Origin of the sequence: Phyllobacterium myrsinacearum (assembly GCF_002980555.1) — a bacterium.
GTDB lineage: Bacteria > Pseudomonadota > Alphaproteobacteria > Rhizobiales > Rhizobiaceae > Phyllobacterium > Phyllobacterium myrsinacearum.
This window is the reverse complement of the sequence record NZ_PVBT01000002.1, coordinates 621,837-645,786: the sequence shown is the minus strand read 5'-3', so window position 1 is coordinate 645,786 and position 23,950 is coordinate 621,837. Positions and strand designations below refer to the sequence as shown.

The 23,950-nt window shown below is 58.5% G+C and carries 20 protein-coding genes; 8 read left to right on the top strand and 12 right to left on the bottom strand.

Translation table 11 applies throughout. The annotated features are described in order from the left end of the window. Position 1: 1 nt before the first annotated feature. The 6 genes from C5750_RS09855 to C5750_RS09830 all read right to left on the bottom strand — a co-directional run bounded on the left by C5750_RS09855 (position 2) and on the right by C5750_RS09830 (position 7,052). Positions 2–850 carry a carbohydrate ABC transporter permease gene (locus C5750_RS09855; protein WP_105733677.1) on the bottom strand — a complete coding sequence of 283 codons (849 nt, stop codon included), beginning with the start codon at positions 848–850 and terminating at the stop codon, positions 2–4. After that, a complete protein-coding gene (locus C5750_RS09850) occupies positions 850–1,782 on the bottom strand; it encodes a carbohydrate ABC transporter permease (protein ID WP_162800173.1) in 933 nt (310 codons plus the stop codon). Before C5750_RS09850 ends, C5750_RS09855 begins: the two co-directional genes overlap by 1 nt. Positions 1,783–1,897: 115 nt before the next feature. Next, positions 1,898–3,181, bottom strand: coding sequence for an ABC transporter substrate-binding protein (locus C5750_RS09845; RefSeq protein WP_105733676.1), 1,284 nt, complete (start codon positions 3,179–3,181; stop codon positions 1,898–1,900). Positions 3,182–3,206: 25 nt separating this feature from the next. Then, complete coding sequence (locus C5750_RS09840) at positions 3,207–4,394, bottom strand: PLP-dependent transferase (RefSeq protein ID WP_105733675.1); 1,188 nt, start codon at positions 4,392–4,394, stop codon at positions 3,207–3,209. Further along, entirely contained in the window at positions 4,391–5,125 is a 735-nt protein-coding gene (locus C5750_RS09835) for a FadR/GntR family transcriptional regulator (RefSeq protein WP_425350437.1), read from the bottom strand. The genes C5750_RS09840 and C5750_RS09835 overlap by 4 nt, the downstream gene beginning before the upstream one ends. A gap of 169 nt (positions 5,126–5,294) precedes the next feature. Further along, positions 5,295–7,052, bottom strand: a complete 1,758-nt coding sequence (locus C5750_RS09830; RefSeq protein WP_105733888.1) for an acetolactate synthase 3 large subunit — start codon at positions 7,050–7,052, stop codon at positions 5,295–5,297. A gap of 512 nt (positions 7,053–7,564) precedes the next feature. Between C5750_RS09830 and C5750_RS09825 the strand changes: the two genes are divergently transcribed. From C5750_RS09825 to C5750_RS09795, 7 genes are read left to right on the top strand one after another with little or no spacing between them, the layout of a single operon-like run. Further along, on the top strand, positions 7,565–8,329 hold the full coding sequence (locus C5750_RS09825) for a GntR family transcriptional regulator (RefSeq protein ID WP_105733674.1): 765 nt from the start codon (positions 7,565–7,567) through the stop codon (positions 8,327–8,329). Between the two features lie 42 nt (positions 8,330–8,371). Next, positions 8,372–9,208, top strand: a complete 837-nt coding sequence (gene kduI, locus C5750_RS09820) for a 5-dehydro-4-deoxy-D-glucuronate isomerase (RefSeq protein WP_105733673.1) — start codon at positions 8,372–8,374, stop codon at positions 9,206–9,208. A 5-nt stretch (positions 9,209–9,213) separates the two neighbouring features. Continuing rightward, entirely contained in the window at positions 9,214–9,969 is a 756-nt protein-coding gene (kduD, locus tag C5750_RS09815; RefSeq protein WP_105733672.1) for a 2-dehydro-3-deoxy-D-gluconate 5-dehydrogenase KduD, read from the top strand. Between the two features lie 15 nt (positions 9,970–9,984). Further along, positions 9,985–10,668, top strand: a complete 684-nt coding sequence (locus C5750_RS09810; RefSeq protein ID WP_105733671.1) for an amino acid ABC transporter permease — start codon at positions 9,985–9,987, stop codon at positions 10,666–10,668. 10 nt (positions 10,669–10,678) lie between these two features. Further along, complete coding sequence (locus C5750_RS09805; protein ID WP_105733670.1) at positions 10,679–11,332, top strand: amino acid ABC transporter permease; 654 nt, start codon at positions 10,679–10,681, stop codon at positions 11,330–11,332. After that, a complete protein-coding gene (locus C5750_RS09800) occupies positions 11,316–12,044 on the top strand; it encodes an amino acid ABC transporter ATP-binding protein (protein ID WP_105733669.1) in 729 nt (242 codons plus the stop codon). The genes C5750_RS09805 and C5750_RS09800 overlap by 17 nt, the downstream gene beginning before the upstream one ends. 50 nt (positions 12,045–12,094) lie before the next feature. After that, complete coding sequence (locus C5750_RS09795; RefSeq protein WP_105733668.1) at positions 12,095–12,883, top strand: transporter substrate-binding domain-containing protein; 789 nt, start codon at positions 12,095–12,097, stop codon at positions 12,881–12,883. A gap of 58 nt (positions 12,884–12,941) precedes the next feature. Here C5750_RS09795 and repC read toward each other — a convergent pair whose 3' ends face one another. The 4 genes from repC to C5750_RS09775 form a co-directional block, all read right to left on the bottom strand. Continuing rightward, positions 12,942–14,288 (bottom strand): plasmid replication protein RepC, encoded by a 1,347-nt coding sequence (gene repC / locus C5750_RS09790; protein WP_105733667.1) that lies wholly within the window; start codon positions 14,286–14,288, stop codon positions 12,942–12,944. A 207-nt stretch (positions 14,289–14,495) separates the two neighbouring features. Then, positions 14,496–15,566, bottom strand: coding sequence for a plasmid partitioning protein RepB (gene repB, locus C5750_RS09785; protein ID WP_105733666.1), 1,071 nt, complete (start codon positions 15,564–15,566; stop codon positions 14,496–14,498). An 8-nt stretch (positions 15,567–15,574) separates the two neighbouring features. Beyond that, positions 15,575–16,858 (bottom strand): plasmid partitioning protein RepA, encoded by a 1,284-nt coding sequence (gene repA, locus C5750_RS09780; RefSeq protein ID WP_425350436.1) that lies wholly within the window; start codon positions 16,856–16,858, stop codon positions 15,575–15,577. Between the two features lie 369 nt (positions 16,859–17,227). Beyond that, positions 17,228–20,815, bottom strand: a complete 3,588-nt coding sequence (locus C5750_RS09775) for a LysM peptidoglycan-binding domain-containing protein (RefSeq protein WP_105733665.1) — start codon at positions 20,813–20,815, stop codon at positions 17,228–17,230. 310 nt (positions 20,816–21,125) lie between these two features. Here C5750_RS09775 and C5750_RS09770 point away from each other — a divergent pair, with 310 nt between their 5' ends. Then, the gene (locus C5750_RS09770) at positions 21,126–22,145 is read left to right on the top strand and encodes a LacI family DNA-binding transcriptional regulator (protein ID WP_105733664.1); all 1,020 of its coding nucleotides are present in this window, start codon (positions 21,126–21,128) and stop codon (positions 22,143–22,145) included. Between the two features lie 14 nt (positions 22,146–22,159). Here C5750_RS09770 and C5750_RS09765 read toward each other — a convergent pair whose 3' ends face one another. Then, entirely contained in the window at positions 22,160–22,789 is a 630-nt protein-coding gene (locus C5750_RS09765; RefSeq protein WP_105733663.1) for a L,D-transpeptidase, read from the bottom strand. Between the two features lie 24 nt (positions 22,790–22,813). Continuing rightward, positions 22,814–23,851 (bottom strand): EscU/YscU/HrcU family type III secretion system export apparatus switch protein, encoded by a 1,038-nt coding sequence (locus C5750_RS09760; protein WP_105733662.1) that lies wholly within the window; start codon positions 23,849–23,851, stop codon positions 22,814–22,816. Positions 23,852–23,950 lie beyond the last annotated feature (99 nt).

The window sequence follows — 23,950 nt, the reverse complement described above, 5'->3', positions numbered from 1 at the left end:
ATTATCCCTTGACGGCACCGGCGGTCAGGCCGGTCACGAGGTAGCGTTGCAAGAAGCCGAAGAACAGGCAGGCCGGAATGAGCGCGAGCACCGAAGCCGCCATCATCTGCCCCCAGTCGACGGCGAACTTGCCGATGAAGGTGAGCAGGCCGACGGCAAAGGTTTTCTGACTGTCGCTGCTGATGAGCATCAGGGCAAAGAGCAGTTCACTCCATGCGGCCGTGAACACGAAGCCGAGCGTCGCACCCATGCCCGGCAGGGTGAGCGGAATGATGACCCGGCGCAGCGCCTGGCTGCGGCTGCAGCCATCGATCATCGCGGCTTCCTCCAGGTCCTTGGGAATGCCGTCGAAGAATGATTGCATGAGGAACGTGGCAAAGGCGATGTTGAACGCCGTGTAGATGATGATCAGCCCTGTCAGGCTGTTGGTCAGCCCGAGCTCACCCATGATGCGGTAAATCGGCGGAATGACCATCACCAGCGGAAACGTCTGTGTGAGCAGCAGGGTCACGGCCACGGTGGTTTTGCCGCGGAACGAGAAGCGCGACATGGCATAGCCAGCTGCTGACGCAATGATGGTGACAAGCACCGCCGTTACGACGGAAACAATCACGCTGTTGAGGAAATAACGGGGAAAGTCGGTCGCCCGCAGCACGGTCTTGTAATTCTCCCAGGTCGCCGACGACGGCCACAGCGTGATGCCTTCCGAATACAGGAGCGATTGCGGGGTGACGGAAATCTTCAGCGTCCAGAACAGCGGAAACAGTGCGAAAATGACATAGGCGGCAACGGCGCCGTAAAGACCGATACTGCCCAGAATACGAGCTTTGTGGGAACGACCGGCAATCATCAGGAATACCTCACAAGCGAGCGGCGGATGCGGATGAGCACAACCGCGTAGAGGATGAGAAGCGCCAGAAGCAACACGGCAACGGCCGAAGCATAGCCCTTGTCCAGGGTCTTGAAGGCGCTGACATAGATATAGGTCGCAACCGTATTGGTCGAACCGGCCGGGCCGCCTTCGGTCATGACGTAGATGAGGTCGGCAAAGGTGGCGATCCAGATCGTCCGCAGCATGACGGTGATGGCGATGGTCGGTGCCAGAAACGGCAGCGTTACCCTGGTGAAACGCTGCCAAGGGTTTGCGCCATCGATGGCCGCTGCTTCATGCAGCTCCGAGGGGATGGATTTCAGCGCCGCCAGCAGGGTAATGGCGAAAAACGGCACGCCGAACCAGACATTGGCAATGATCGGCCCCCACATCGCGGTGGCCGGATCGGAAAGAATATTCGTGGGCTCGGATTTCAGGCCAAGCGCGAAAAGCCAGTGCGGCAGCGGCCCGACAATGGGATTGAACAGCCAGGCCCAGGTCAGGCCGGAGAGGAAAGACGGAACAGCCCATGGCAGGAAAACAATGGCCTGCACGACCTTCTTGCCGAAAAACGGCCGGTCGAGCAGCAGAGCCAGCCCCAGCCCGAGAAAGAACTGCAGGAACAGGCTGGCAACCGTCCACCACAACGTGTTCATCAGGGCCTGTCCGAGAACCGGGTCGGACAAGAGGGCCTTGTACTGGGCCAATCCGACATAGTCCGACTTGAACGCCGAGAACTTGCGGAAGGAGTAGCTGACGCCGAAAATCAGCGGAACCACCAGAACGACAAGCAGCAGGACAAGCGCGGGACTGAGATAGAGCCACGGCTCGAAGGCAGCGCTGAAACGGCGCCTGCTGCTTGCCCTTCTCTCCTGTTGCGGCGTCAGCGCCGCGGTGGATTGCATTGCCATGTTTTTGGCCCCTCTTTTGCAAATAGTTCCCCGTCCCTCACCACCGGATTCCCGGATTGGCGAAAGTCACGAGAAAAATGCCCCGGCGTTGCTGGCGCCAGGGCATTCCGTCGATTTATTTCTTGTTCTTGGCCATCCAGGCTTGCTGCTGCTCGGTCAGGAACGCAGACCAGTCATCCGCAACCTGCTTGGCTGTCTTCTGGCCAAGCAGCACTTCCTGGAAATTCTTCACCGATACGGAATCGTAGAAGTTGCCGAGATTTTCCAGATGGGTCGGCGGTGTCACGAACTCGAACGTCTTCGGATCGCTCAGCTCCTGGAACCAGCCCTTGAAGCTTTCCGAACCGAAATAGGGATCCTTGTCCGCTCCATTGTGGATCGGCAAGACGCCGACATTCTTGGCAAATTCCAGATTGTCTTCCGGTGCCAGCAGCGTGCCCATCAGCTTCCAGGCGTCATCCTTGACCTTGGAATTGGCGAACATGGCCCATCCGGCATAACCGAGTGTCGGATAGGACTTGCCGCTCGGTCCGGTCGGCATCGGCGCGACGCCGAAATCTTCCTTCTTCATCTTCTCGGCAATGCCGATCAGCGCATCCGGGTCCTGGTCGAGCATGGCGCAGGTGCCAGAGTAGAAGCCGGTGACGATTTCATTGAAACCCCAGCTGACACTGTCCTTCGGCGCATAGCCCTTCTTGTAGATCTCCGCGAGCATTTCGAGACCTTTGACCGAGCCTGGCTCGTTCAGGGTCGCCGTGCCGTCGGCATTGAAATAGGCGCCCTTGCCATTGGCAATGTTCATGAACATCTGCACGCCGTTGAAGCCGCCGGGGCCGCCGCGCAGGCAATAGCCATACTTGCCCTTGATCGCGGAAATCTTCTTGTTGGCTTCCATGAATTCGTCGAGTGTCTTCGGCGCTTCCTTGAGCCCCGCTTCGGCAAACAGCTTCTTGTTCCAGAACATGGCGCGGACATAATAGCCGTAGGGGATCATGTACTGCTTGTGGTCGACCACGGAACCGAACTGTTTTGCCCGTTCGCCCAGCGTACCGCCGTCCTTCCATTTCGCGATATAGGCGCCGAGATCCTCCAGCTGGCCGTTGTTGGCATAGAGTCCGAGCCAGCGCTCCGGCATTTCAACAACGTCGGGCGTATCGCCCGCCTGAACCATGGTCAGAAATTTTTCGAACGCCTGCCCCCAGGGCAGCGAGACCAGCTCGACCTTGATCCCCGGATTGGCCTTTTCGAAGCCCGCGATCTGCTTCTTCAGCAGTTCCGTGCGCGGCGGACTGGTGATCACTTCGACCATCTTGATGGTCGTGTCGGCAAAGGCCGACGATACGGTCATGGCCAATGCCGCCATGGCACCGGCGAGAAATGTTCCCATTCTTTTTTGCATTTTATGCTCCCACTTGGTTTTCTGATTAGCGTTTGGCTTTATCCAGGGCATTCACAAGGTCGGCCCAGAGCTCCTCTACATTTTCAAGTCCCACATGCAGACGGATGGTTCGCGGGCTGACACCGAAGCGCCCGATGGAATTGGCGTCCGGCGTCTGCTGCAGCGAGGCCATTGCCGGAACGACAAGGCTTTCATGGCCGCCCCAGCTCACCCCGATGCGAAACAGCTTCAACGCATCGACAAACGCCGGCACGTCGACATCCTCGGTCACCTCAAAGGAAAACAGCCCGGTGTACCCCGTAAGCGTTGCCTTACCAGGATGGTTGGAATAGGCCGGGTGGATGACGCGTTCGACGTCACCCCGCCCCTTCAGCCGTTCCGCGATGGTCAGGCCGCTCTTCATGTGGTGCGGCAGGCGCAATGTCAGCGTGCGCAACCCGCGCAGCAGCAGCCACGCCTCGAAGGGCGAAAGCTTTGCCCCGAGATAGGAATAGGTACGGCCATTGATGCGGTCGATCATTTCACGCGAGCCGGCCACCACGCCCGCCACGGTATCGCTATGGCCGCCGAGATATTTCGAGGCGGAATGCAGAACAAGATCAATGCCATGGCTGATCGGCTTCTGGAACAGCGGAGTGGCATAGGAATTGTCAATCGTCGTGACAACGCCATGCTGCTTGGCGAGCTGCGCGTAATGCGCAATATCCTGCAGCTCGAACATCATGGAGCTGGGACTTTCGAGATAGAGCAGCTTGGCGCCGGGGAGCGCCGCGGCAACCGCATCGGGATCGGAACCATCGACATAATCGACCTTGATGCCGAGATGCGGCAAAAGGCGCTCGAACAGGCGGTAGGCATCACCGTAGCAGTTGCGCACGGCCACGATCCGGTCCCCTGCCCCGACAAAGGCAAGCACGGTGGCGCTGATGGCACCCATACCGCTGGAGAATGCACGGGCTGCCTCAGCGCCTTCCAGTGCCGCGATCTTGCTTTCAAATTCCATGACCGTCGGATTGTCGCCGCGCGAATAGATCGGCTGGCGTTTGCGGCCGGCAAAGGTATCGGCCATATCCGCATAGTTTTCGAAGGTGAACAGCGACGTCTGATAGATGGGCGGAACGACGGACCCGCCGGGAAATGGCGCGTCATGGGCAAGCAGTGTCGCCGCCTCTGCCATCAGGTCCTGATCATAGAAAAAGGGATTGTCGTTCATGTCTTGCTCTGTTTCCTGAGATTTGCAGCACCGCGTCGAAGGTCATCTTCAACCGTGGCGATCAGTTTCAATGCCTCGGCGCGCGCACCGACGGGATCACGGGCCGCGATGCAGTTGAAAAGGGTACGGTGATAGGGAAAGCTCGCATGACCGAAGTCGCGCACGCCAAGCGGATGCTCCCAGAACCGGTGAAACATTTCATACATCGCGGCAATGATCTGTTCGAACAGCGGATTCCCCGATGTCTGGAAGATCGCCAGATGGAAATCCCAGTCTTCCTCCGAAGACATGCCGGCGCGGGCATGAAAGGCTTCTTCCATGACGACCAGCTTTTTCTCGATAAAGGCAATGTCGTCATCGCTTGCCCGCTCGGCGCACAGAACGGCGGCCTCCGCTTCGAGCCCGCGGCGGATTTCCAGCGTGTGCATCAGGCTCTTGAAATCATTGCCGGAGGGAAGTGTCAGCGGCATGTGCAGCATGTTGCGGGTCACGGCCGAGCGCAGATAGGTGCCGCTGCCCTGCCGCCGCTCGACAAGTCCGAGTTCCTGCCAGCGCGTCAGCGCTTCACGCACGGTCGTGCGGCTGACTTTCAGATATTCCGCCAGCACCCGTTCCGTCGGCAGGCGGTCTCCCGGCTTCAACCCTTCGCTGGCAACGAAATCCACCAATGCATTCAGCACCGCGTCGTCGCGGGATGATGTCTGCACCGGTGAAAGAATCGGGTTGATCACGAAATGCCCTGCTCAATTGGTTGGACCATTGTGCCAATTCAGCATGAATGCGGGACCGTGTCAAATAGCCGATCGAATTTTTTGAACGCCATGGCCGCGAGGCGGCAACGGGAAAAGACGCAATGCCTGCAGCGCTGCGTCTTCCCTTGCGAAACGATAATCCGAGCGGCTACACCAACCCCTGGCTGGCCGGATCGACTGGCCCGCGGAAGGACGCGCCGGTGATCTCGTCCGGCAACAGCATGTCATTGTGCGCCCTGCCGGGGCGGATCATCGGGAAACAGCCGGCAAGTCTGGCCACCCGGCAGTCAAACAGCACCGGCCGTTTGACATCGATCATTTCCTGGATCGCATCATCCAGCGCATCGGGTTTGTCGCAGCGCAGGCCGACCGCGCCAAAAGCTTCGGCCACCTTCACGAAGTCGGGCAAAGCCGCCGAATAGGAGTGCGCGAGACGGTTGCCGTGCAAAATCTCCTGCGATTGCCGGACCAGACCCAGATGCTCATTGTTGAGTATGAAGACCTTGACGGGCGCCTCGTATTGGATCGCGGTCGACAGCTCCTTCATGGTCATCTGGATCGATGCATCCCCGGCAATATCGATCACGAGGCTGCCGGGATGAGCGATCTGCACACCGATTGCAGCGGGTAGGCCATAGCCCATCGTGCCGAGCCCGCCCGACGTCATCCAGCGATTTGGGCTTTCCATGCCGTAAAACTGCGCCGCCCACATCTGATGCTGCCCCACTTCCGTGGTGATGTAGGTATCGCGATCCCTGGTCAGCACATGAAGACGTTCAAGCGCGTATTGCGGCATGATGACCGCGTGGTCCATCGTGTAGGTGAAGGAATTGCGGGACCGCCACCGGTTGATCATCTGCCACCAGTCCCGCAGCCGCAGCTGATCCGGCTGAACCGGCAGAGCCCTCCAGAGACGCAGCATTTCGCTGAGAATGCGGCCGACATCGCCTTGAATGGCAATGTCAGCCGCTATGATCTTGTTGAGGGACGCAGGATCGATATCGATGTGGATTTTCTTGGATTGCGGTGAAAAACCGTCGATACGTGCTGTAACCCGGTCATCGAAGCGTGCGCCGATGCACAGCATGACGTCACAGTCGTGCATCGCCATATTGGCCTCATAGGAGCCGTGCAGGCCCGGCATCTTCAGCCAGTTCGGCCCCGACGCCGGATAGGCGCCAAGCCCCATCAGCGTCGAGGTGACGGGAAAGCCGGTCAGCCCGGCAAATTCGCGCAGCAAAGCCGACGCCGCTGGCCCGGAACCGATGACGCCGCCGCCGCTATAAATGACGGGCTTGCGGGCTTTGACCAGAAGCGCGAGGGCTGCCTGTATCTGTGCATCATTACCCGCTGTCGTTGGACGATAGCTCTCCCTCTCCTCAACCGCAGACCGGGCGGTGTAATAGCCGCTGGCAAGCAGGATATCCTTCGGCATATCCACCAGAACCGGCCCGGGACGCCCTGACCGCGCGATGCGGAAGGCCTCGTGGATGGTGGCGGCGAGATCGTTGACGTCGGTGACCAGCCAGTTGTGCTTGGTGCATGGCCGCGTGATGCCGACGGTGTCGCATTCCTGGAATGCGTCGGAGCCGATCAGCGTGGTCGCCACCTGCCCGGACAGGCACACGATGGGAATGGAATCCATCAGCGCATCCTGCAGGGGCGTGACGGAATTGGTAACCCCCGGCCCCGACGTGACCAGCATGACGCCCACCTTGCCGGTCGAACGGGCATAGCCTTCAGCGGCATGGCCGGCGCCCTGCTCATGGCGCACCAGTATGTGCCGGATATCGCTTTGCTGGAAGATCTCGTCATAGATGGGCAGCACCGCTGCCCCCGGATAGCCGAAAATATGTTCAACCGCGTTGTCGCGCAGTGCCTTGAGAACAATCTCTGCCCCGGTCATGGGAACACGCGCGGAATCATGGATACATTTGCCTGTCATGGCAGTTCCTTGTTGCAATGGTTGGAAGGGACGGGTTCGACGGGGCTACCGGTGAAATCCGGGCGTAAAAAAAGGCCCCGTCAGGAGCCTGTTTGCCGCGCATGGGTGCTTAACGCCGGATGGTCAAACCATCCTGCCCATGCGCGATCGCACCACCACGAGAACCATTGCAATTTTCATAACCAATTTCACTAACCGGTAACGGCCGGGCCGTCAACGCCGCTGCTGGCTACAGGCAACCTGAGTGCATGCAGCCAGAGCGCATGCATCCTGGGCATATGCTGTCTGTGTGCATGACACCGCTACGGCGGGCCGCCCTGTGCACAACCATTTTTCGTCGCCTTGCCAAAACTGAAATATTAGAATATTTATATTTCAATTGAGACGACGGCTTGCGGAACACCACGGGAAATCCGTCAATGCGTGCGGAACAATTGCCAGAACGGCGACCGCAGGACGAGAGGACAGGCAGCATGCTCACGGATGACAGAAAAAACAGCGACACCGACAGAAAGCGCGACCGGACGCATCCGCTTTCATCCTCGCAGACCGCCTATGTGCAACAGCGCGCCGCAACACCGCGTGCGGCAACGCATATCTACAAGGAACTGCTCGAGGACATTATTTCACTCCGGCGCAAACCCATGGAGCCCGTCTCCGAGAAGGACATCGCCGCCCATTTCGGCGTCAGCCGCACGCCTGTTCATCAGGCCGTGCTGCGCCTTGCCGATGACGGCCTGATCGACATTTTTCCGCAATCGGGAACCTTCGTGGCGCGCATTCCGCGCCGCGCGCTTTATGAAGCCATTCTCATTCGCAAATCGCTGGAAGAAACCACCGTAAGGCTTGCTGCCGAACAGGCAGACGCCGCCGATATCAAGCGTCTTGAGGCCAGCATCACCGAGCTTACCCTGGCTGAAGCCGTGCCTGACAATGAGCTTTTCCATCAGGCCGACACAAGTTTTCATTTGCAGATCAATGCCATAGCGGGGTTTCCTGGCATCTGGAATGTCATCCAGCAAGTAAAGATGCAGATCGACCGCTACCGGCGTCTGACCCTGCCGCAACGCGGCCGCCTGACCCGCGTCATTGTCGAGCATGAAGCCATTCTCGACGGTATCCGCCGCCACGACACCGCGCATGCGGTCGAAGCCATGGGCTTTCATCTCGGGCAGATGCTCAATGAGGTGAAGGAGATGCGAAACATCAATCCCAGTTACTTCATCGACGACGAATAATGCGCGGACCGGCGCAACAAAGAGAACACACAAAGGTAAGACATGAAAATCGAAGTCAGACAGGTTTCCCATCCCGACGCCGTGCGTGCCTATGGCACGGACGATCTGCGCCGCCACTTTCTCATTGAGAGCATTTTCGAAACCGATGAAATCGTACTGACCTACAGTCACATCGACCGTCTCGTCATTGGCGGTGCCCTGCCTGCCAGCAAACCGCTGACATTGACGGCACCGACGCCGATCGGTCAGGAATTCTTCCTCGCCCAGCGCGAAATGGGTGTCATCAACATCGGCGGCGCAGGCCGTGTGACACTCGACGGCGCCATTCACACCCTCGATCCACGGGACTGCCTCTACATCGGCAAAGGCGTGGCGGAGGTGGTGTTCGAAAGCATTGATCCGGCAAACCCGGCAAAGTTCTATCTGCTCTCGACGCCGGCCCATGCCGCCCATCCAAGCACGCTGATCAAGCCGGAGCGGGCAAAACACATCAGGTTGGGCGACCAGCTGACATCAAACAAGCGCACGATATTCCAGTATATTCATCCCGAGGTCTGCGACAGCTGCCAGCTGGTCATGGGCTTGACCCAGCTTGATCCCGGCAACATGTGGAACACCATGCCGTCGCACACCCACGACCGGCGGTCCGAGGCCTATCTCTATTTCGATCTCGCCAACGATCAGCGCGTGTTCCACATGATGGGTGACCCTTCCGAAACGCGTCATCTCGTCGTTGCCAACGAGCAGGCGATCATCTCGCCAGGCTGGTCCATCCATTCGGGTGTCGGCACCTCGAACTATGCATTCATCTGGGCCATGGGCGGCGACAATAAAAGCTTCACGGATATGGATCATATCCCCATCAGCGCGCTGCGGTGACATCGATGACGCAGCCATTTGATCTATCCGGCAGGATTGCCATCGTCACCGGCGCCAATACGGGCATCGGCCAGGGCATCGCGGTGGCGCTCGCCGAGGCGGGTGCATCCATCGCCGCGGTTGGCCGCTCGTCCATGGACGAAACCCGTTCCTTTGTTGAAAAAGCAGGCGCAGGTTTCCATGAAATAAAAGCCGATCTTGGCACCATCGCGCCGGTCGCGGCCATCGTCGAGGAAACGCGGAAAACCTTCGGCAAGCTGGACATCCTCGTCAACAATGCCGGCATCATCCGCCGCAACGACGCCGTCGACTTCACCGAAGCCGATTGGGACGCCGTCATCGACACCAATCTGAAATCGGCGTTCTTTCTTGCCCAGGCCGCCGGCCGGCACATGATTGCCGCCGGACAGGGCAAGATCATCAATATTGCGTCGCTTCTGTCGTTTCAGGGCGGCATTCGCATTCCGTCCTACACCGCTTCCAAGAGCGGGCTGGCCGGTATCACCCGGCTTCTGGCATGCGAATGGGCTGCAAAGGGCGTCAACGTCAATGCCATCGCTCCCGGCTATTTCGTCACCAACAACACGACGGCACTCAGAGACGATCAGGACCGCAGCGCCCAGATTCTGGCCAGAATCCCGGCTGGCCGCTGGGGAAATCCCGCAGATATTGGTGGCGCAGCAGTGTTTTTAGCTTCCCGTGCCTCCGATTATGTCCACGGAACCGTGCTGCCCGTCGATGGCGGCTGGCTGGCACGATAGAGCGGGAAAAGCGCCATGAATTATCAGTTCGATTTCGAAGCGCTCCTCCCCTACTGGCAAAGCTTTCTTCAGGGCGCGGTAACGACCATCGAGATGACTGTGGTCGCGGTGGCCGTCGGGCTTGTCATCGGAGTGCTCTGCGCCATTGCCCGGCGCAGCGCCTATCTCTGGTTGCGTCTCGCCGTCGGCATCTACATCGAAATCGTCCGCAACACACCGTTCATTGTCCAGATATTCTTCATTTTCTTCGGATTGTCGTCCATCGGCCTGACCATGCCGGTGTTTTTCGCCTCGGTTTTCGCCATGGTGATCAATGTTGGAGCCTATACCGCCGAAATCGTACGGGCGGGCATGGAGGCCGTACACCCCGGCCAGATCGAAGCGGCCGAAGCGCTTGGCCTGTCCCGTTTCCAGATTTATCGCGACATCATCCTCATGCCGTCGATTGAGCGCGTCTATCCCGCTCTCACCAGCCAGTTCATCCTGATGATGCTGTCGACGTCGATCACATCACAAATATCGGCGGAGGATCTGACGGGTGTCGCCAATAATATCCAGTCCTACACCTTCCGCTCGTTTGAAACCTACATCGTCATCGCCGCGATCTATCTCGTCATCACCTATCTGCTGCGCTTCGGATTTCACGCGATAGCGCTCGCCATCTTTCCACGCCGCCGCAAGCTCGGAACGCCCCTGTGAGGATGCAGCCATGACCGACGGTTTCACCATAAATCACCTCGTCTACCTGCTGCACGGGCTGGTCTGGACTGTGGTCCTTTCCGCACTCGCTTTTGCGCTTGGCGGTGTCGCGGGGTTCTTTGTCATGCTCGCCCGCACTTCGACCATGCGCTGGCTGCGGCGGCTGTCTCTCGTCTATGTCCAGATCATTCAGGGAACGCCGCTTCTCATCCTGATGTTCGTCATCTATTTCGGCCTCGGCGTCATCGGCATTGAACTGCCCCCGCTGATGGCTGCCGGTGTCGGCATGATGATCTATTCCAGCGCCTATCTCGGCGAAATCTGGCGCGGATGCGTCGAATCCGTGCCGCGCACCCAGTTTGAAGCCGCCGAATGTCTCGCCCTGACCCGCTGGCAGGTGCTTGTGGACGTGATCCTGCCGCAGGCCATGCGCATCGCCACCCCGCCAACCGTGGGTTTCATGGTGCAGCTCGTCAAGAATACCTCGCTTGCCTCCGTTGTCGGCTTTGTCGAGCTGACCCGCGCCGCGCAAGTCATCAACAATTCGCTTTTCCAGCCCTTTCTTATCTTCGGCATCGCCGCCGCCTTCTATTTCTGCGTCTGCTATCCGCTGTCGGTCTGGAGCCGTTCTCTCGAGAGGAAACTGAATGTCGGCCGCCGTTAAACTCCATGAAGTGATCAAGCGTTTCGGCTCCGTCGACGTTCTCAAAGGTGTGTCCTTCGATGTGGCACCGGGAGAAGTGGTGGCGCTGATCGGCCAATCCGGCTCGGGCAAGAGCACCGCGCTGCGCTGTATCAACCGGCTTGAATCCATTCAGGGCGGAACGATTGAAGTCTGCGGGCACCGGGTGGAATCACCGGAACTGAACATCCGGGCGTTGCGCCAGGACGTCGGCATGGTGTTTCAGAGCTATAACCTGTTTCCGCACATGAATGTGGCGGAAAACATCATGCTTGCGCTGCGCCGCGTCAAGAACATCGGCCGTGCCGAGGCATTCGAGACGGCAAAATCCGTTCTCGCCAAGGTGGGACTGATCGAGAAAATCGAGGCTTACCCCGAGCAATTGTCCGGCGGCCAGCAGCAGCGTGTGGCCATTGCCCGGTCACTCGCCATGCAGCCAAAAGTCATGCTGTTCGACGAAGTGACCTCGGCACTCGATCCGCAACTGACGGGTGAAGTCCTGCGCGTCATGGAAGATTTGGCCAAGGGCGGGATGACCATGATTGTCGTCACTCACGAGATGGCTTTTGCCCGCAAGGTCGCCAACCGCGTCATCTACATGAATACCGGCCGGGTCTGGGAGACCGGCACCGGTGACATGCTCGTGCGGCCGGAGACAAAGGAATTGAAGGAGTTTCTGGCAAACGGCCTGTGACTGCAAATCCGGTTTACACCGGCGAGACTGAATCAACTGGGAGAGAGAACATGAAAACGATACTGAAAGTGGCCGCTTCCGCTGCCGTGGTACTCATGATAGCCGCCACTGCGGCGCAAGCTGATGTCCTTGAAAATATTAAGAAATCCGGAAAGGTGCGCATCGCTGTCGCCATGGGCAGCCCGGAATATTCCTATGTCGATGGCGATCTGAAGGCGACAGGTTCGGACGTCGAGACCGCCCGGCTCATTGCCAAGGACCTTGGCGTCAAACTGGATCTGGTCGAAATTACCAACGCTGCCCGCGTGCCGACTGTCCAGACCGGAAAGGCGGATATGGTCGTCTCCGCACTCGGCATTACCGAGGAGCGCAAGAAGGCCATCGACTACTCCGTTCCCTACGCCACGCTCAGCCTGATTGTCGCTGCGCCCAAAAATGTCGAGATCAAGAATTACGCCGATCTCGCCGGCAAGCGCATCGGTGTTACCCGCGCCACCACAAATGACATGGACATCACCCAGAATGCACCCGGCGCGCAAATCGTACGCTTTGAAGACGACGCAACCCTGATTACTGCAGCCGTATCGGGTCAGGTTGACATTATCTCCAGCCAGTCTGCCGTCCTGGGCGGCCTGAACAAGAAGCGCACGAGCAATCCGCTCGAACTGAAGTTCACCCAGAAGGAAACCAATCTCGGCATTGCTTTGCCGAAGGGTGAAAAGCCGTTGCAGGATTGGCTCAACAACTGGGTAAAGACCAATTTCGCCAATGGAACGCTGCGAACCGTCTTCAAGGAGTTTCACAACCGCGATCTGCCTGACGATCTCACCTCTCGTTGACCTCAGGCAAAAAAAGCTGGATCAGGGGTGCTTGCGCGCCCCTTTTCGCTGTCCACGCCTATAATCTCCCCTCGCCATTGAGCGCCTTTATCACCGGAATGACCGAATACTGGCCAATTTCGGCCCTGTCGGTCAGCGCCCGCAGATATCCTCCGGGTGAGCGGATTTCTCCTGCCCGCTCCAATATCGCTGCAATCGTGATGGAAGCGTTGATATCCCCCATGGTTTCACGCGCCCTTTCCCAGGCATCGGGCGAAATACCGAGCATGGAACGGACCAGACCGGCGGTCTGCATCAGATCACGCCAATCCTCGATGTCATTGCGGGCATAGTCCCGGATTTGCGGACAGGCTTCCAACACGGCACCCAATGGCAGCGCCGCCGCCTTCACCGGCCCGGCGGCCAAATCTCCCGTCCGGATATCGCCGAGCTGCGCCCGCTTCACTTTGGCGTTCAGCAACCGCTGGCGCATTTTTGACATTGCCTGGCTGCGCCCGGCTTCCGCCTTGTGGTTTTGTTCCGCTTCAGCATTTCCATTGTTTGCAGTTTCAGGCGCTGCCGTTCGTTTCTGGCTTTTTTCGGAAGCCCTTTCAAAATGGTGATCTATATTTGAATTCTGAATATGGCGCTCAGAAGAAGAGTCAGTGCCGCTCATTTCTTCATTTGAAAGTGTATCGAGATAGGCTTTTTCGACCCTGCTGCGCAGATCCGCAAGCGCGTCCCGCCTTGTTTTCATGGTCTCCAATGGCAAATGCCGGCTCACGCGCCCCGAGAGGGCTGCCAGTTCATCCGCATAGGCTTCCCACGCGCCCGGACGTTCCTCGCTCAGTCCAGCGTCAATGGTCTTGGAGACATCGCGCAGATGGATGGTAATTTCGCTGCGGACGCGATGAATGGCGCGCTCCATGTCCCGTGCCGCGGCCGCATGGTCCCTGATTTCATCGGCGCGCAGCGCCAGAGGAGAGAGATCGAAACCGAATGCATGCTCGATTTCCCCGCCTTCTCCGCGCCGGGCATAGCGTTTGCCATTCGGACTGTCGCGCCGGATGATCAATCCCGCTTCGACAAGTGCGGCCAGATGCCGCCGGATGGTTGCAGAAGACATGCCCCGCGTGCGCATCGATAGCTCCGCATTGGACGGAAACACCACCAGGGGCGCGCTTCCGTCAAGCAAGGTCTCGGGATAGAAGCTCAGAAGGGCCTCCAGCACGGCAATGGTGCGATCCGACAGGAAGAAAGCCGCGCGCGCCTGCGTCAATTCCCGCAGCAGCGCCCATTTTTCCGGGTGATTGGCGTCTGTACCGGCCAGCTTTTCACGGGCGCGGGCTGTCTTTTCCTGCACCGCGAACATGGCATGCGAAAGCGATCGCCCGCCAAATGGCGTCGTTGCAAAACGATCAGTCATTTTCTCTACCTCAAATTGAGGCAAGGGAAAGGTGTTGCCGGAACGCGTCCAACGCTTGACAAGTCAGGTAGGAAGTGATTCTCTAAAATTGCTACATTGAAGAGGGCTTCCGGAGCGGTAACGTTCTGGGGGCCTTTTTTCTTGCCGTTGTTCCTTCTCTCTATTCTTTCCGTTCAACGCTTACACAAAACCAGAATTACGCCCGTCTCAGACTTTTCGCTCGCTCCTGTAGCGCTGCAAAAGCCCGTTTAACTCGCCAGCCACATATTCCACGAACCCCTCGGGAACCGTGTCGGCAAAACTGATCGACCGTTCCTTTTTGCTGTTCAGGAGCTGGGCGATGAAATCACCATTATCGTCGCGTATATGCCTGGCGGCGGCCGGATCGGCGCTGGCTGCCGCCGCAGCTGGCTTGTTAAGCTCCAGCAGCCGCTCCAGCACCGCTTCAAAGCGGCCATCACTGCCCTGCAGCTTGAAATGGTCCTGCTGCACAATCTCCTGCGCTGCTGTTCGGCCTTCCGGCTTCTTCAACAGATCAGCCAGTTTGACCCAGCGCGGCCGGCCGATTTTAGGTGCAGGGCCGATGGCCTGCAGAATCGGCTTCGGAATGGCGTCCACGACCTGGAGGTAGCGGGTCATCTCGGCTTTGTGCAAAGCAAGGGCATCCTGCACCACTGACCGGCTGAAACCGCGGTCAATCAGGTTGCGGGCAAAGAAAGCCCGTTCGATGAACGAGAGATCGCGGCGTTCGGCATTTTCCTTGCCCTGCGCCACCACAAGCTGGGCATCGCTGAGCTCACGGACGATCGCCTGCACCGGCAGCTTGAGTTCCGCCGCGGCCCGCAGGCGGCGATGGCCGTAGGCGGTCTGGTAGTATCCACGGCGCTCCGGATGCGGCCGGACGAGAATGGGAACCTGCTGGCCATTCAGCTTGATGCTCTCGACCAGTTCCCTGAACGTCTCGTCAAGGCCAAAATTGTGGCTCAGCCGGTCTTCGACAAAAGAATACTCAATAAGCTGGGGATCAATCTCGATGACCCGTTCCGCTCCCTCAAGACTTTCTCTAATCTTGCGGGCATCCTCCAGCTCACGCGAGATACCGCCGAGCGACAGGCCCATAGCCTTGATGGCACCGGACGCCGTGCGCTGCTTCGGTTGCTCAGAAGGAGGAGTATTGTCCATCGGAGCCGTATGAAGCGGCGTCGGCTCCGGCTGGGGGGCCGTATCCACCGTTCCGAAAAGAGCTTTGAGTTGATCCCTGCGGTTCTTGTCAGTCATTGCTTCCCTCACACAGGCCGGTTCCAGGCCTTGAAAATCAGGCCCTGGATTTCAGCATTGACGGAGGACAGCGATTCGATGGCCCGGTCATAGGTTGCCCGGGTGAAACTGTCGCGCGAAACTTCGTAGAGCGTCTGCTTGGTGAGGCCGGCATCGGAAAATGCCGTTGATTTCACCACGGCCGATGTGAGGACGCGGTCGCCGAAGAGCGAGCGCAGGAAGCCGGCAATCTGCTGCTGTGGCGCATCGTTCGGCTCGAAGCGGGTAATGAGATAGCGCATGAAATCGAAATTGAGTTCGCCGCCCGCCTCGCGCACGACAGCCAGAAGATCCGCTGTCATGAACAGGAACTGGCTCATGGATGCCACATCGAGCATCTGCGGATGCACCGTGACGAGAACCGACGTGGCGGCGCAAAGCGCCGACAGCGTCAAAAAGCCGAGCTGCGGCGGGCAATCGATGACAACAACATCATAGTCGTCCGCGATCGTATCCAGCGCCGCCTGCACCCGGGCAAAGAACAGCTGCTGTTCGATGCTTTGCTGCGCGCCATGCTGGCGGTCGGCAAGCATTTGCGGCGTGGTGTGTTCAAATTCCTGCAATTCGAGATTGCCGGGAATAAGATCAAGCCCGTCAAAATAGGTCTTGCGGATGATGTCGCGCATCAGGCGCCGTTCGCCGTCGTAGCGAATAGCCCCGTAGAGCGTGTCATTGCCGGTCAGATCGAGTTCCGGCTGGTAGCCGAACAGCGCCGACATCGACGCCTGGGGGTCAAGATCGACCGCGAGGACGCGGAAACCGGCCATGGCGAGGTGCTGGGCCAGATGCGCACTCGTCGTGGTCTTGCCGGAACCGCCCTTGAAATTGGTGACCGCGATGACCTGCATATGCTCGTTGGCCGAAGGATCGCGGCGCGGCAGATAGGTTTTGGCCTTCGGGCCCCCGGCTTCGGCGAGATGATGGCGCAACGCATTGATTTCGGCGAGCGAGTAAAGGCGGCGCCCATTGGCGCCGGTTTCCGGCTGTGGCCCCTCGCCCGCAATGGAAAGCTGGCGCAGATAGCCGTCGGAAACGCCGATGAGCTTTGCCGCCTCGCCGCTGGTGAATTTGCGCAGGGCCTTCTGGGCAGTGGGCGGAAACAGGCGGTTGCGCATCGCCTGCAACTGCGCCGACAGCATTTCCGCGTCCGCAGCAATGGCCCGGTCTGCGGTCAGGGCAGCGGATGGCTGTGGCACAGCCGCCAATTGCGCGCCATCCGGTTGAGTTGTCTGTACCGCATTCATCATAGTCACGTATCGTTCCTGTGCGCCTGTCCTATAGAATCGCGTCGGCGCAGGCTGAGGATGCGCCGATTCGATAGAAATACCAAAAGGGTAACGCTGGCTGGTAGTTTAACGCCGCTAAACAGCACTAACATTCAGATTTACATGTAACGCTAATATCGCAGGATACCCCTTAAAACCGTAAGTAAACTGCTCAAAGAACCGAGTCGCGTCAAGCACTTTATAGTTAACGCAAATTAACCATTAAGGCAGACTGCGAGCAATAACCGGCCAAAATCATATGGTTCGGCCATCAAAACACCGATAGCCCGGGCATTCTGGACCCAAATGAGCCCAGAACACCCAGCAGTGGCATCATCCCGAAGCGATTGACGTGGCTTAGCTGGTCAGAACCAGATTGTGCCGGACCCAGTCGGCCAGTTCGGGGATCGTCCGCGCCCGCCCGTTCGACGGATCACGCGACACCGTACCGCCGTCCGGCATTTTCAAAGGCGGCAGACGCTCCGGGGCCGACATCGGATATTGCCCGCTTTTCTTGTCGGGTTTGACTTCGTGAACATTCCGGACAAATTCCTTCAGTTTCGTATCGTCACTGGAGCGGCGCAGCGCTTCCGTCAATGCCTCTGGCTGCATATTGAGCTGCTTGGCGAGCGGCACGATGACAGAACCGACGCTGTTTCCGTCATCGTCGTGATCGGCGAGAATTTTGGCAGCGTCCGGTCTGAAATCGGCCTTGATCAGGAACTCTTCGGTGGGCCCTTCATAATAGCTCGCAGCCTGGCTTCTGCGGATATTATTGTAGACCATTTCGCCGACGATCCCGACCACGGCCAGTCCTGCTCCCCATGGGCCAGCCTTGGGTGACTTCATCATGGACAGGAACGTACCCAGAGTGGTGGTTGCGGCGAAGGCTGAATTTGCCCACTTGCCCTTGGCCACATGGTCAAGCGTATAGGCGACCATCAGCAGGCCCCCGGCCCGATCAAAATATTTGGCGAACCAGCTCCATTTCGGCGTACCGCTCACCTCGGCAAAACTGGAGGCCCGGTCAAGAAAGCCGCCTTTCGGAAAGCGCCCGTTTTCAACAACCGAACGGGCCAGTCCCGCTCCCAGCTGGCTGGCCTCATAGGCAACACCGCCCGTCAGCCAGACGGCAAACGACTTCGAAAGCAGATCAGGATTGGCTGCATTCTCAGCCGTGCTGCCGAGGTAAAGCAAGCCCTGTATTGCCGATAGCCCCTTGCCGAAACCGGAAGCCGTCGTGATGCCCGCGCGGGGATCGAACTTGGAGCCGTCAAAGGACTTGCTCAAACTTTCAAGAGCAGCCTTGCGCGCGGCCGGATCGGTTGCCGCATTGGGCCCGTTCAACAGGATCGAAGAACTCTGCGCCAGCTTGCCGTCGACCTGGGCCGGGTTCAGCCGCGATGCAATATCGATGCTTCCCGGTGTTGGTGGCTTGTAGACCTTGTTACCACCGAGCGCCTCATAGGCCGCCAGGGTTTTGTGCATGCCGATGACTGCCCGGCCGGACCAGAACAGACTGGGCGTATTGGGCACCGGAACCTTTTCGGGCGGCGTCGTGCTGGCGATATAGGCCTTGCCCATCTCCTTCCAGGCCTCTTCACTGTTGTTGACGGCAAACTGGGTCTGGTCATCATGTTCAAGCGCGCTGATACCGGCCTGATAGCGATCGAAACCCTGCAGACCCTGCATATCGCCTTCTGCGGCATGAAGAGCGGCAAGGCTGCGGAACACCAGGGCGCCCTGGGCATCCATTTTGTCCTTGCTGCCGGGGTTCTTCGCAATCGACGCATTGATGCCGTCGGTCAGCTGTTTCGTGCTCAGGGCCGACTTCCAGTCATCGGCCACGACAAGATGGTCCTTGGAGAATTCGCCGACAACGTTCCGGCTATTGGCCACAAGATCATGCGTGCCTTTGGTGGCCGCATCGAGAAGAAGGCTTGCGTTGGCGTTGTCGCCTGTCTTCTTGAGCTGCCCGATGACGGCAAGCGTCAACGACGGATCCTTGCCGGCGGCGATTGCATTGCGGAATGGCTCCCCGGCACTGTCGGGGCTGGCCGCCTTGATCTCCGGATAGGGGATGCCCATCTCCTTGCCAATTTTCTTCTTTTCTTCCAGCGTGAAGCCGCGCACCTTCTCAGGAAGCCGGTTCTCCCAGTCTGAAAAGGTCTGATCCTGCGTCGACTTTACGGATTTCGCTATCGACTGCGCCCGCTCGTCGATAAAGGTCTTCCCCTGGGGGGCTTGCGCAAGATGTCCCAGGACACTGGAGTAGCTCGCCACGGTATCGCGCTGGGTCAACTGAAGCGAGAACTTGATCTCTTCGGCAATGTTGGAGTTTTTGCCGCCGAGCCGGTCATCAGGGCTGGCGCCGAAAGCGATCGCTGCCCGCTTGCCGATCGCTTGCTCGATCTCGTCAATGACTTTTGTCTTCGGGTTGCCCTGCGCATTCGTCTCCTTGTTGGCTTCCTTGAGAATAAGGATGGCCGTCTCCGGTGTAACGTTCTTCGTTACCTCATCCAGGGTCTTGGCGGCGCGGCTTGCACCATCTTCTCTTTGTGCTTCTCTCCCGGCATCGCCATCGAGGCCATTGAATTTGTTCTCGCCCTTGGAATACGCGTCCTGAACGCGCCGCGCGGGCTTGGCAACAAGAACGTCGTAACCGCTGGCATCAAGCGCATCGGTGAATTTGCTGTCGGCCGGGCCGTAGAGTTTCAGCGTTTCGCGGGCACTGTTGATGGCAGCTTCTCCGCCATCCGGGGCGTCCTTGGCGAGTGTTTCGAACTGGCGCGTAATTTCGGCCTGGACATCACCCCAGCCGGATGAATTCTGCTGTGCCGCCGTTATGGACGCGCTCAGCGGTTTGAAAACGGCATTGAACCCCTCTTCCACCGCTTTGCGCTCATCTGCGACGATAGTTTTATAACTGTCCGCCTTTGGCCCCAATGCTTCGAGGTCGGCCTGCCGCTGGTCGAGATGGAGTTTCAACGTTTCGGGCGCATAGCCGCCGTTTTTTGCGGCCGAAAGCATATCCGTATTGACGGCAAGCTTGAGTGCCTGGGTTTTCGCATCCTTTTCTGCTGGTGATGCGGCCTTGTCGATGTCGGCTTGCAATGCCTTGATGGTTTCAAGGCTTGTACGCCGTTCCTTGCTCAGGACGAGCAGCGCCGCGCCTTCATTGATTCTGTTGGCATCAGCGATGGACCCGTTGAACGCGAGAATGTCAGGCTGGGCCTGGTTATAAACCCGCGCGATACCGTCCAGAGTTTCATTGCGCCGAATGCGATGATCGACGCGCCCATCTGTTTCCTGTTCCGGATTGCCCTGGGGCATGAACGGTCTTTGTACGATGTTTCCCGTGCCCTTGGATGCGGAAACATCGATTTCCTTTCCCTCGGCATTTGTGATGGTTGCAGACGTGCCGCCGTGCTGGAAATCCTCATAATGAGTGGCAATGACCCCGCCGGTTTTGCGGTCGATGATCCTGATTGTCCTGACATCGCCATTGTCACTCGTCGGATCGGTGGTTTCCAGCCCAAGTCCAGCTGCTTCCATCTGCCTGATAACATCAGGACGGCTGATCCCCCGGTCACCGGCTATCTCGTCGATGCTCTTTCCGGCTTGCACATCTGCAAGGATCGGGGGCGGTGTGGTGTTCCTGCTTGCAGCAACCGCATCGTTGAACTTCACTTGAGAGGCATTCGTGGCCGGGTCGATTTTTGGTATGACAAGCACGGCACCGGCATCCAGAACCTGATCAACCCGCATACTGTTGGCTTTGGCAATGGCCTGACCGCCATCGCTGTAGCCAAGCGCCTTGGCCACGATTTGTGGCGTCTGGCCCTGCTTTGCGGTGTAGCTTGCCGCGGTGAGCGCAGCCTGCCGTGCAAGCTCGATATCGCGTTGAAGTCTGGTAAGCAGGATTCCGCCAAGACCGAATGCCATCTCATCATCTCCGGATTGTTTGAATTCGCGATCACATATTTTCTCACAAAATGTTCATCATAGTTTCACAAAACATTCATGTGAGTCCATAGATGACCGGCAGCATCCGCAATTTATTGCTGTTGCGCGCCCTTTCCGCCTTGTATCCAAATGAGACATGCGCACGGTTCGTCATATGAAACTTTTGTGATCAACAATGCCAGATATGGACGGCGGCAAATCCTGCGGCGGCAAAGGCCTTGCCGTGGCTTTGCCGATTGACTTCCAAAACGTTTTAAAAAACTGTGTCCTGACATGAACGGGAGTTGGCATGTCCAATCTGAAACAACTTGCACAATCGCTTGGATTATCCATTACAACCGTTTCACGGGCGCTGGACGGTTACGCCGACGTATCGGCCAAGACCAAGGCACGGGTTCTCCAGGCGGCGGCCAAGATGGGCTACCAACCGAATGCGTCCGCACGGCGCTTGCGGCGCCAGCGCACCGAAGTCGTTGCCGTCACATTGCCAACCTCACCGGGCCACATAGGGCCGCCGCATTTCCTTCACATCCTGTCCGCCTGCGCCGAGCAGCTTGCCCTCTCGGGGCTCAACCTCCTCATTGCACCGGTGCCACGCGGCCAATGTGAGCTGGAAATGTGCAAACGCTTTGTTGATGGACAGCGCGTCGATGCCATGCTGCTGGTGCGCACGAAACGCCATGACGAGCGGGTTACGCTGCTCCAGTCGCGGGGTGTTCCGTTCGTTACGCTTGGCCGTACGGAATCGGCGCAGCCGCATGCGTTCCTTGATGGTGATGGATTTGCCGGATTTCGCGACGCCACACGCCGGTTCATAGCCGATGGACACAGGCATATCGCGCATATCGCCGGACCGCAGGAGTTTTCATTTGCCTATCACCGCCGGCTGGGATGGGAAGATGCGCTGGCTGGCTCGGGCTTGCCGTCACAACTGCTGGCAGAAGCCGCGCCCTCCGAACACGGAGGCTATGCAGCCGCAAAGATACTCATGGACGGCCCGGTAAAACCGACAGCCATTCTTTGCGCAACCGACGAAATGGCCGTGGGGGCCATGCGCGCGCTTCGGGAAGTCAGGGACGGAAGCACCGTGTGCATTACCGGTCATGACGATCTGCCGGTCAGCGCTTTTACCGATCCGCCCTTGTCGACGATGCGCGTCGCTTGCGATGACATCGGCGCCCGTATCGCTTCACTTTTGCTGCGTGCAATCAATGGAGAGGCGCCCGAATCCCTGCAGGAAATCCACCCCGTGGAATTTTTGCCACGCGCCAGTCATCAGCGGCCGCAACGCCGCGCTGCGAACGATTAGCTCGCCCTGCTCCGTCACATCACCACCACTTTCGCGCCGATTTTGACGCGTTCGTAGAGATCATCGACATGGCTGTTCAGCATGCGGAAGCATCCGGATGACGATGTGGTTCCGATGGTTTCCGGCTCGTTCGTCCCGTGAATGCGATAGAGCGTCTGGCCGAGGTAGATGGCGCGCGAACCCAGCGGATTATCCGCTCCACCCGGCATCGAGGCCGGTAAGTCCGGGCGCCGTTTCAGCATATCGGCGGGGGGTGTCCAGCTTGGCCACTTTGCCTTGCGGCTGACCTGTTCGACGCCGTGCCACGCAAAGCCTTCTCGGCCGACACCGATCGGATAGACAAGCGCACTGCCACCCAGAACGAGCGAAAGCGACATCCTGTGCGTATCGATGACAATCGTTCCCGCAGCTTCATTGCCGGTATACGCGACGTATTTCGGTGCTGCCAATCGGGTGGGGTGATGCGGACGGCGAGCGGTTACAGGCGCAGATTCGCCAAACAGGAAATCTCTGTATTCAGGAGCAATGACATCGGCGTTTTCCGGACTGCCGCCGGCAACCTGACCCGCCTGGGCATGAGACGGCTGACAAACCAAAGGCAGTGCAAGGGTAACAAGAACGGCGAAAGACTTGAATGATGGCAAGGGAATTCTCCGGCTGTGGCTGTATCAGATAACCTTGGCTGCCACGAGATAATTGGCGACGGCGCTGAACTGGCGCTCCGGCACAGGGGTACCGAGGCTGACGGTCTCCAGGTCCAATGCGAGTTCTTCGTCCTCATACATCGGAATGGCCAATGCCTGGGCACGGGCGAGCATCACGAGGTAATTCTCCGGCGTGGAACGGCAGGTCAGAACCGGCACCGGTGTCTCTCCCGCCACATAGCGTATGCCGATGACGAGACGATCGCGGCTTACAATCAGAAGCGAACTGTTCTTGAGCCCGATTTTCACGGCGCTCGTCGCCCGCCGCTCCGCCAGCCGCTCGCGCTGGACGGCCGGATCGCCCTCAATATCCTTGCGTTCGCGCTTGAGTTCACTCCGCGTCATGCGCATTTCGCGCAGGAACAGCCAGCGCTGCAACAGGACGTCGAATGCACCGACAATCAGGAAGGCGAGCACCGTCGTGATGGCCAGCGGACGGACCATTGCCCAAAAGGTTTCCTGGGTGCAGGCACCGCCGCAGGACGGCGACTGAAACAGTGCCTCCAGTCCCGACCAGAACACAATGACAAAGGCGGCGCCCAGGCACACGATCTTCACAATACCCTTGATGAATTCGACAACGCTTTTCAGGGAGAATATCCGCTTGAAACCGGTTGCAGGGTTGATGCGGCTGAAATCCGGTTTCAGCGGATCGGTCGAGAACACAAAGCCTCCGGTGATGGCCGCATTTGTGACTATGATAATGGCAATCGTGATAATGAGGATGGGCAAGACCGAGGTGAGAAATCCGCTCACAGCGATCCGTGTCATCCGGTGCAGCACATCTGCAAAGGGCTGTTCATGAAACCGGGCCGCTTCTTCAAACAGGGATTCAGCGCGAAACTGAAGTGAAGCCAATATGCTGGAAAGAAAGACAATTCCTCCCAGAAGCGTGGCGCCGGACACCATGTCCACACTATGGGCCACCTGCCCCTTTTGCCGCGCGTCATCGATCTTCTTGTCTGATGCCGGCAGGTTTTTTTCTTCACTGGTGTCGGTCAATGCTCACATCCGTGTTTCCGCTGGCCGTTTGTGCCACAAACACAAACACTCACAAAACAAAATATGAAACTTGTGAAATGTAATTCATATGCGATATTG